The sequence below is a fragment of the Erwinia rhapontici genome, from assembly GCF_012271765.1.
In the GTDB taxonomy this organism is placed as follows: domain Bacteria; phylum Pseudomonadota; class Gammaproteobacteria; order Enterobacterales; family Enterobacteriaceae; genus Erwinia; species Erwinia rhapontici.
This window is the reverse complement of record NZ_VRKO01000018.1, coordinates 301,171-309,603: the sequence shown is the minus strand read 5'-3', so window position 1 is coordinate 309,603 and position 8,433 is coordinate 301,171. Positions and strand designations below refer to the sequence as shown.

6 protein-coding genes are annotated in these 8,433 nt (G+C 52.7%); 1 reads left to right on the top strand and 5 read right to left on the bottom strand.

Going from position 1 to position 8,433, the window contains the following annotated elements:
• Positions 1-86: 86 nt before the first annotated feature.
• The 3 genes from FVB43_RS24340 to FVB43_RS24330 all read right to left on the bottom strand — a co-directional run bounded on the left by FVB43_RS24340 (position 87) and on the right by FVB43_RS24330 (position 4,358).
• Complete coding sequence (locus FVB43_RS24340; RefSeq protein ID WP_133842046.1) at positions 87-947, bottom strand: sugar phosphate isomerase/epimerase family protein; 861 nt, start codon at positions 945-947, stop codon at positions 87-89.
• A 223-nt stretch (positions 948-1,170) separates the two neighbouring features.
• Positions 1,171-2,358, bottom strand: coding sequence for an aminotransferase-like domain-containing protein (locus FVB43_RS24335; RefSeq protein ID WP_133842045.1), 1,188 nt, complete (start codon positions 2,356-2,358; stop codon positions 1,171-1,173).
• Positions 2,359-3,110: 752 nt separating this feature from the next.
• On the bottom strand, positions 3,111-4,358 hold the full coding sequence (locus FVB43_RS24330) for an MFS transporter (RefSeq protein ID WP_167864929.1): 1,248 nt from the start codon (positions 4,356-4,358) through the stop codon (positions 3,111-3,113).
• Between the two features lie 282 nt (positions 4,359-4,640).
• Between FVB43_RS24330 and FVB43_RS24325 the strand changes: the two genes are divergently transcribed.
• A complete protein-coding gene (locus FVB43_RS24325; protein WP_133842043.1) occupies positions 4,641-4,850 on the top strand; it encodes a YdgH/BhsA/McbA-like domain containing protein in 210 nt (69 codons plus the stop codon).
• Positions 4,851-4,940: 90 nt separating this feature from the next.
• Here FVB43_RS24325 and FVB43_RS24320 read toward each other — a convergent pair whose 3' ends face one another.
• Together FVB43_RS24320 and FVB43_RS24315 are read right to left on the bottom strand one after the other, a co-directional pair.
• Positions 4,941-6,239, bottom strand: a complete 1,299-nt coding sequence (locus tag FVB43_RS24320; protein WP_167864928.1) for a hypothetical protein — start codon at positions 6,237-6,239, stop codon at positions 4,941-4,943.
• A 173-nt stretch (positions 6,240-6,412) separates the two neighbouring features.
• Positions 6,413-8,374: a methyl-accepting chemotaxis protein gene (locus FVB43_RS24315; RefSeq protein ID WP_167864927.1), complete on the bottom strand. Its 1,962-nt coding sequence runs from the start codon at positions 8,372-8,374 to the stop codon at positions 6,413-6,415.
• Positions 8,375-8,433 lie beyond the last annotated feature (59 nt).

Sequence of the window (8,433 nt, the reverse complement as noted above, 5' to 3'; positions counted from 1 at the left end):
CAGCGGGAAAGCGAAACGCCCTTGACCTGGAACTTGACCTTAAGACGTTGACGTTGATCTTAAGACGGTAGATACAAATGATAAAACTACATCTCCAACGGAGACAACGCCCCCACCAGATACTGATTCGCCTGACGGATAATCGACTGCGGATCCTTCGGCAAATCATGCTCTACAATAAACCAGCGCGTATCGGCTTTCACCGCTGCGGGCAGTACCTCGTTCCACGCCAGCAGACCTTCCCCCGCCGGGGCAAAATTCATCTCGTCGTTACGAATGCCGATACCGGCATTATCCTTGGCATGAATGGCGTAAATACGCCCCTGATATTTCTTCAGCAGACGCACCGGATCCTGACCGCCGCGTGATACCCATGCCACATCGAGTTCAATTTGCAGGTTTGCTGGTGTGCTGTTATCAAACAGAATTTCCAGCGCGGTCTTACCACCATACTTTTTCATTTCGAAGTCATGGTTATGGTAAGCCAGCACCATGCCCTGCTTTCTCACCTGACTGCCGAGCGCATCCAGCTCGTGCGCCAGCTTTTTCCAGCCTGCGGCAGAGTCCGGGCGATCCGGGATTTGCAGGTACGGCACCACCAGCACCTTATTGCCCACCGCTTTATTAAACGCGATGATTTCAGCGGCGTTGCTGCGCAAATCGGCGAGCTGAACATGGTCAGATGTGACCTTAAGCTGATATTTCTCCAGCAGCGTTTTCATCTCATCGGCGCTGACGCCCTGCGTCCCCACCAGCTCCACCGCGCTGAACCCTGATGTCTGCGCCACAGCAAATTGCTGCTCCAGCGTACCCACGTTTCTCAACGTGTACATTTGCAGCGCGAGATGCTTTTTGGCTGCGGCGTCATCGGCCAGCACAGGATGAATCGCGCCCAGCGTCAGTGCGCCAATGAATAACGTAGAAGTCACTGCTTTTACCAGCTTCATAACGGTTCCTTAGTGGTCAGTAATCGGAATGTCAGTCTCTTTTTTGTATGTAATCGATTACTTTATCTATTAACCATTTTGTAATCGATTACTTATGCTAACGAGTATTCTGATAACAGAGCAAGTGGCACCGGTTGCAGACCGCTAAATTAGACGGGATTTATGAAGCAGATCACAGATAAAGCGGAGCCAAACCCTGTTTAGCTCCGCATTCAACAGCAGATTAGAGGTGTTTCTTCAGCAGATCGGCCAGCGCCGTCATACCTTTGATGATCTTCTCGTCACTGTGGGTCGAATAGCTGAAGCGGGCAAAATTGTCGCGCTGCACGGTCGGGAAGAACGTTGCGCCCGGCACCCAGACCACTTTCGCTTCCGGCACCGCGTGTTCCAGCATAAATTTCGCCGTATCAAACCCGTCCGGGAACTCCATCCAGGTAAACAGGCCACCGTCAGGATCGGTCCAGCTGATCCCCTGCGGGAATTCGCTTCTGACCACCGAGAGCATGGTTTCCTTTTTACGCAAATACTGCGCTTTGATGGTCTGGATATGGTCATCAATATTGTGTCTTTCCAGATACATCGACACCGCCGCCATATTCAGCGTGCTGCACTGCGTATCGGCGGCCAGCTTCAGCAGCCCCAGCTTTTCAGTGATCTCAGCAGAAGCCACCGACCAGCCCAGGCGCAGACCCGGTGCGAGGATCTTCGAGAAGCTACCGAAGTAGATCACCCGCCCTTCCGTATCCATGCTTTTCAGCGTGGCGACTTTGTCGCCCTGGTAACGCACTTCGCGGTACGGCGAATCTTCGAGGATAATAAAGTCATACTGATTCGCCAGCTGGATCAGATGCTGACGGCGTGCCAGTGACAGGGTGATCCCGGTTGGGTTATGGAAGTCCGGCACGGTATACAGCAGCTTAATCCGCTGCCCGGCCTTGAGTTTTTCTTCCAGCACCTCGGTCATCAGCCCCTGCTCATCCATCGGGATGGCCAGATAATCTGGCTGGCAGGTATTAAAGGCGATCAGCGCCCCGAGGAAGGTGGGTGCTTCGGTAGCCACCAGGTCGCCAGGGTTGATCAGCAGTCTGGCCGCCAGATCCAGCCCCTGCTGGCTTCCCTGCAGGATCAGAACATTGTCTTCTTCACAAACGATGCCGTCTGCTGCCATACGCTGCGCGATCTGCTGACGCAGCCTGGGCATCCCGGTGGAATGGGTGTATTGCAGAGATACTTCGCCAGGCCCTGACAGCAGTTCAGCAAAAATATCCTGCAATGCCTTTGCCGGGAACAGGCTGGAATCCGGGTAACCGCCGCCGAATGAAATAATCGACGGATCTGCACCGAACTGGAGCAGTTGCCTGATTGCCGAAGGCTTCACGCCCTCCATTCTGTCAGCGTAACGCGTGGTCATGTTCCGTATTCTCTTTATTGGTATTGGGCTGGAAATCACGTTATGAGAAGTCCATGCGCTGTGTCAATTACTCATCGTAATTTTCACTGTTTCCGGGTGCTTATATATCTTGATGAGGTAAAAACGGTTTAAAATCAGCCAAAAAGGAGTAAGCATCAAAGATGGCTAAAGCTGGTTCGAGCGAGAAAAACATCGAATCCTAAACGAGCTTGCCAAGATGTGGTGGTTTTAAAACCCACAGCAAACACCTTTGTTGCAGGGATGAGGCCAGATTGAGGTAAGCCGGACGTCACGCGCCAGGACGTCGCGTGCCGAGGCCCGCATGGATGCGTCTTTTGCCGATCCGGCGTGCTCAACCTGGCCTCAGACTTGTAGCGGAACTATTCGCCAATAAAATGATCCAACTTCACGCAAGAAACTGACAATTCCATCGTCTAAAATGCATATGTTTTATTTTTTTCAAAAAAGAATTCACAAGGAGAGTGTTATCAACAGTTATCTAAAATTAACCAGCACATTAAAAGTCCCAATGACGGAAATATATCGCCACCCGGACATTGGAAGAAAAAATACAACTGAAGTGAGCACGGCAAAATGGTGAGAATGATATATGCCTTACCCATTATCCTTATGTGTTCACATCAAGTTGGTGCCATAACTGTCGAAGAGGTGGAGATAACAGAAGTCGGCATAAATTCCAGTGTAGAACAAACACTATGCTGATCCTGAATCCCCACCACCCTTATTAAGGATCAGCTCGTACTACTGTCGCTCTCCAGCTTCTGCCTGCGCCTCAAATGCGGGAACAGCGTCATCCACAGACCGACTACTACCAGCGTACCAACACCGCCCAGCACCGCAGCCGGAACAGCGCCCATCAGCGCGGCCAGCATCCCGGACTCAAACTCGCCAAGCTGGTTTGAGGTGTTAATAAAGATACTGTTCACCGCATTGACGCGGCCACGCATATCATCAGGGGTATCCAGCTGCACCAGCGCCCCACGGATCACCATGCTGACCATATCAAACCCACCCAGCGCGGCCAGTGCCAGCAGCGAGAGCCATAGCTGGCTGGAGAGTGCAAAAATCAGCGTGGCGACGCCAAATCCAGCCACCGAACCAAACATGATCATGCCGACGTTTTTCTCCAGCTTGTTACGGCTGAGCCAGATACCGACCAGCAGCGCACCCACTGACGGCGCACCGCGCAGCATTCCCAGTCCCCAGGGGCCGGTATGCAGAATATCTTTGGCGAAAATCGGCAGCAGCGCGGTCGCACCACCCAGCAGCACGGCAAAAAGATCGAGGGAAATCACCCCCAGCACATCGCGCCGCTCACGGATAAACTTCACCCCGGCAAACAGCGTCTTGATATTGGCGGGCAGGCGCGGCTGCGGCGCACGAATAAAGCGGATGTAAGCAATCATCACAATCGACAGCAGATAGAACGCAGCGGCCACGCTGTATACCACATCCGGCCCGGCAACATACAGCAGCCCGCCCAGCGTAGGACCAATAATCACCGCACTTTGCCCGCTAACGGCCGCCGCCGCCGTGGCGCGTGCCAGCATCGCAGGCGGCACCAGCGAAGGCAGCATTGACTGCATCGCCGGGCCTTCAATGGCTTTTGCCACAGAGATCAGGAACACCAGCCCCCACAGCGCGTTTTTATCCGACCACTGATAGAACGTCAGCAGGATCAGCGCCAGCAGCGCGCCCCACTCCAGCACCTGCCCGAACAGCACAATCCGTCGACGGTCGTACTGATCCGCCAGATGCCCGGCCGGTAATGCCAGCAGCACCGAGGGCAGAAACTGCATCAGACCGATCATCCCCAGCGCCATTGCACTGTTAGTGATGGCATAGATTTGCCAGCTCACCGCCACCGAGAACATCTGGAAACCGAATGAGGAGAAGGTTCGTGCCAGCCAGAAGCGCACGAACGAAGGATGGCGCAGCAACGATTCATTGCTGTCCTGTTGGAGGTGCTTCGACGTCATTAACTATCCCTACCTGCAAGTGCTCCAGCCAGCGCAGGACTGGCAGACAGCTTTATTCGTTTTATTGTTATCCCGGTGAAGCCCGGGTATCGACCTGATTATGCCAGAGAAATCCGGCGCGACATGGCGTTAATTGTTACAGGCTTAGTACATTTTTTTATTCAAATTATTTGACAGTTATCGACAATAAATTCCGATTTTAGTTTATTATTAGCAGGCGTAGTATTTATCACATCGAGACAGAACGTCTCAACTTACATACAATACTCTGAGGAATTAACCATGAAATCCATCAAAACTTTCGTAGCAGTTGCCGCTCTTTCACTGATCTCTTTCGGTAGCTTTGCACAGAGCGTGACCGCCACTGGCTCTACCCTGTCAGCCGCTGAAGCGCAGATTGCCGCTCAGGCACAGCAGACAGGCAGCAGCTACAAAATCATCGAAGCCAACTTCAACAACGGCGTGCATATGACCGCCGAACTGACTAAATAAGTCACGCACCACTGAATTAAGCCCATAAAAAAGCCCCTTTCGGGGCTTTTTGTCGTTTCAGAACAACCGTCTTTCTGGTGCCAGTAACAGTCAGTTCACGGCTGCCTTGCGCCGTACTGTGGCACTTTTCTTCTCTGCGATAAGTGCCATTAATGTGCTTCGCTCGTTTATCAGCAGTTGCCCGATATGATGACGACTACGATTTTTAGCCCGTCGGGCAAAACCCTCTGGAGAGAAAATGCCCGCAAGAACGGTAAAGCATTTCTCACCGAGACGTTGTTCAAGCAGCTCCGGGATTGATTGCTCATAAATGGGGAATGCTGCCGATGAATGACGATGAATAGCGATAGCCCGTAATTCGGTATGGCAAATGATATCTTTCACATCTTCATCGTAAGTTATTAAATTAGCCATATAAAAATCTGCACCATATTGGTCCCGCGTCGAGTTTGTCAGCATGTCCATTGCTCTTAGAAAATAGAGATCCTGTGCGCAGTTACGCACCAACTCAAGGGGACTTTTTTTACTCTGAAGCGAGTGCAGTTTTCTGGCCATTTGGGTGCTATTTTCTTTTGACAGAATATCGCAGCATATCATCAGCTCCCTGAACATCAGCGTCGACACGTCTTCATCCATAAACTGCACAAGTTCTAAAATTTTGTTTTGCGAAGAGCGATTTGAACTCATCTCGATGACCTTTGTTCTCAACAGGATCAGTTCGAGAATATCGACCATTGCGCTCAGCTCTTTCTCCAGGCCCTGCTCAATGTTCTGAAAAAAATCAGCCAAAAAAAGATCGGCCTTCGCTTCTGATTCTTGCTGATATTCTGCTCTGTAACGCCTGCCCCATTCCGCATCCAACGGCCCCGGGAATTTCTCCAGATAGTTCAGTGCCGCCATTGTCTGGCGCATGCCATTAAGGGATTCTGAAGAGCGATGGCTTTGTGATTCCCACAGATAAAGATAAGGGTTTACTCTCGCCAGCTCTTCGGCAGGGATCGACTGCGTCAGCTCCTGGCAAAAAGTTAAAAGATTTTCACTAGGATCAGGTTTGTAGGCCAGCGCACTGATATAGCTGGCAACGTTCGAATCAACATAGGTTCCATAGCCGATATAAAAAGCCTGGACGCCCTGATTAGTGACCACATCGCTATCCAAAATCCAAAGCGTGTTTCCACGGAAAAGCGTGGAGACAAACCCTTTCTTTGAAAAATGATGTCTTCGTAACGGATATGGCCCGCTGTCACTTTCATCGGCATAGAGAATACGCCACTCTTTCAGTAAGCCTTGATGCTCTTCATAACGGTCATACGCTTCCGAACGGTTCGGGGCTGTAGCCACATACTGAATCGCCTGATTGAGTTCATACTCATCGATCATCGCTTTCACCAGAAATACTCCTCCCTGGCACATTGCCTGTATTGATAAATTAATCTTATCAATATAGTGCCGTGCATATAGACAGAGTCAATCGGATACAGTGAAAATCGGGTCTTTTTATTACCTTCAGGGTATAAAAAAAGCCCCTTTCGGGGCTTTATGACATTACAAGCGTGACATTGTCACTCTTTGGTTACCACCAGTTTCTGCAACACCTTCAACTGAGCCACGGCTTCCTGCATGGCATCAATACCGGAAGTCATCTCGCTCAGCTTATCCAGATTATCGCTGATGCTCTTCCGCTCATTGGCGGTCTGGCTGCTCATCTCCGCAATGGCATTAGCTGCATCAATACTCTCCTGCGCCATCTGCCTGGCACTTTCTACCGTATCCACCGCGACCTTTCTGATATGAAGAATGGTGCTGACGGCATCATTGATACTGTGTGAGGTGGCATCAGCCTGATCTTTCGATGACTGTGCCAGACGGCGAACCTCGCTTGCCACCACGGCAAAACCGCGCCCTGCTTCCCCGGCGCGTGCAGCTTCTACTGCTGCATTAAGTGCCAGAATATTGGTCTGGAAGGCAATATTGCTGATGCCGCTGTTAATGGTGGTAATGCCGGAGGAGATCGTCTCCAGCTCATCCAGCCCGGCGCTGAGCTGGTGCTGGGCCTGCTGGCTGTGCAGCGCGGCATCACTGATGGAGCGGATATTACTTTCCGCCGCCTTCAGCGCATCGCTCTGACTGCGGGTGGCATTTTCCAGCAGCGGCAGCGATTTCATCAACGGGTCCAGCTTTTGCTGATACTCCACCACCTGGTTCACAATGCGCGTTTGCAGCATATTCAGCGCTTCCCAGCGACGCAGCGCACGCTGGGCATAATGGCTGGCATACGCGGCATACTGCACCGGGAAGTTACGCATGGCATCGGACGGTCGGTTGAAGAATGCCAGCGCCGACAGCGTCTGGTTAATAGGCACGCCGAGGATTTCACCGAAACTGGAGAACCCGGCAGATGGGATCCCGCTAAAGAAGTGCGACTGCGACAGGCGGCCCTGATTCCCCACGCGGCGCAGAACGCAGTCGTTCAGCAGCATCGCCGCGGGCTGGCCGTGTTGCGCGGTGAACGCCTCCCAGTCGGTGCGCGTGGCGCTGGCAAAATCGGTCTCTTTTAACAGATGCAGACGGTCACCAAACTCCAGATCGCAGAAGAACTGGATGCGATCCGGCAAGATTTTGGCGATGGAGCGAATAAAGAACTCCTCCTCCACTTTTACGGCAAACGTCAGTCCCTGAAGACGCGCCTGTAAATCAGCGGGAGCACACTGCAAGCGTGCGCACAGGGCTTCAATCACATTGTGCTGCCGCCCCTGGGCATCAAACAGCGACGAGACGGTGCGTGCCACGGGATCGGCTTCGGCCACCAGCCAGCTCTGCCGGGTGGGCTCAAAGTTCTGGCTTTTAAAGGGCGCAAACGACTTTCCTTCCGCCATCTGGCAGAAGACGATCACCGCCTTGCCCTGCAATATCCGCCCGCCGTTGCCAATCCAGGTGCCGTCGAAATCGAGTGTGCCGCCCGCAGAGCCGCCAATCGCCAGGCACGGGAAGCGCCCGGAGGCATACCAGGCCTGCATCAGGAAACCTTCAGAAGCGGATAAGCCATCACAGAAAATCAGCGCAAAGGTACGATCGGCCGACAGTGGCATCTTCACCACCACCCGCTCCAGCTCGTGCTGGATGGCGCTGACGCGCTGCTGAGCAGTTTGTGTATCCTGCACATGTAGATCGACTTCATGCACTTCATGCCGGGCGATCAGGCTTTCCGGCAGCCACAGCCAGCTCCCCTGCTGGCCTGCACCATCACAATAGGTGCTCTGCCCGCGCCCACTGCACAGCGCGCCGTTGGAAGAGAGGGTTACCACGCTGCGGCGCGTACCGTTCAGGCTTTGCCACGCCTGGCTGACACGGCTGAATTCCGCAAAAGGGGGAACAAAACTTAACAGCAGGCCGGCGCTGTTACGGCTCAACCCCAGAGCATTCATACTCACCGGGGGTTGGCTGGAATCAAAAACACCCGCGCGCGGCTTACTGCCGCTTCTTTTCAGCCGGGCGGCCGTGTTCCAGAAAGAAGATTGACTCATTGTTGCCTACTTAAGTGCTGACGATAGTTTATTGATTTACGTAATCCGTCACAGGTGAT

What these genes read in the sequence shown, in the direction of transcription:
- FVB43_RS24340 (WP_133842046.1), bottom strand. Translation starts at nt 947, where the DNA reads ATGAAGCTGGTAAAAGCAGTGACTTCTACGTTATTCATTGGCGCACTG.
- FVB43_RS24325 (WP_133842043.1), top strand. Translation starts at nt 4,641, where the DNA reads ATGAAATCCATCAAAACTTTCGTAGCAGTTGCCGCTCTTTCACTGATC.
- FVB43_RS24315 (WP_167864927.1), bottom strand. Translation starts at nt 8,374, where the DNA reads ATGAGTCAATCTTCTTTCTGGAACACGGCCGCCCGGCTGAAAAGAAGC.
- FVB43_RS24330 (WP_167864929.1), bottom strand. Translation starts at nt 4,358, where the DNA reads ATGACGTCGAAGCACCTCCAACAGGACAGCAATGAATCGTTGCTGCGC.
- FVB43_RS24335 (WP_133842045.1), bottom strand. Translation starts at nt 2,358, where the DNA reads ATGACCACGCGTTACGCTGACAGAATGGAGGGCGTGAAGCCTTCGGCA.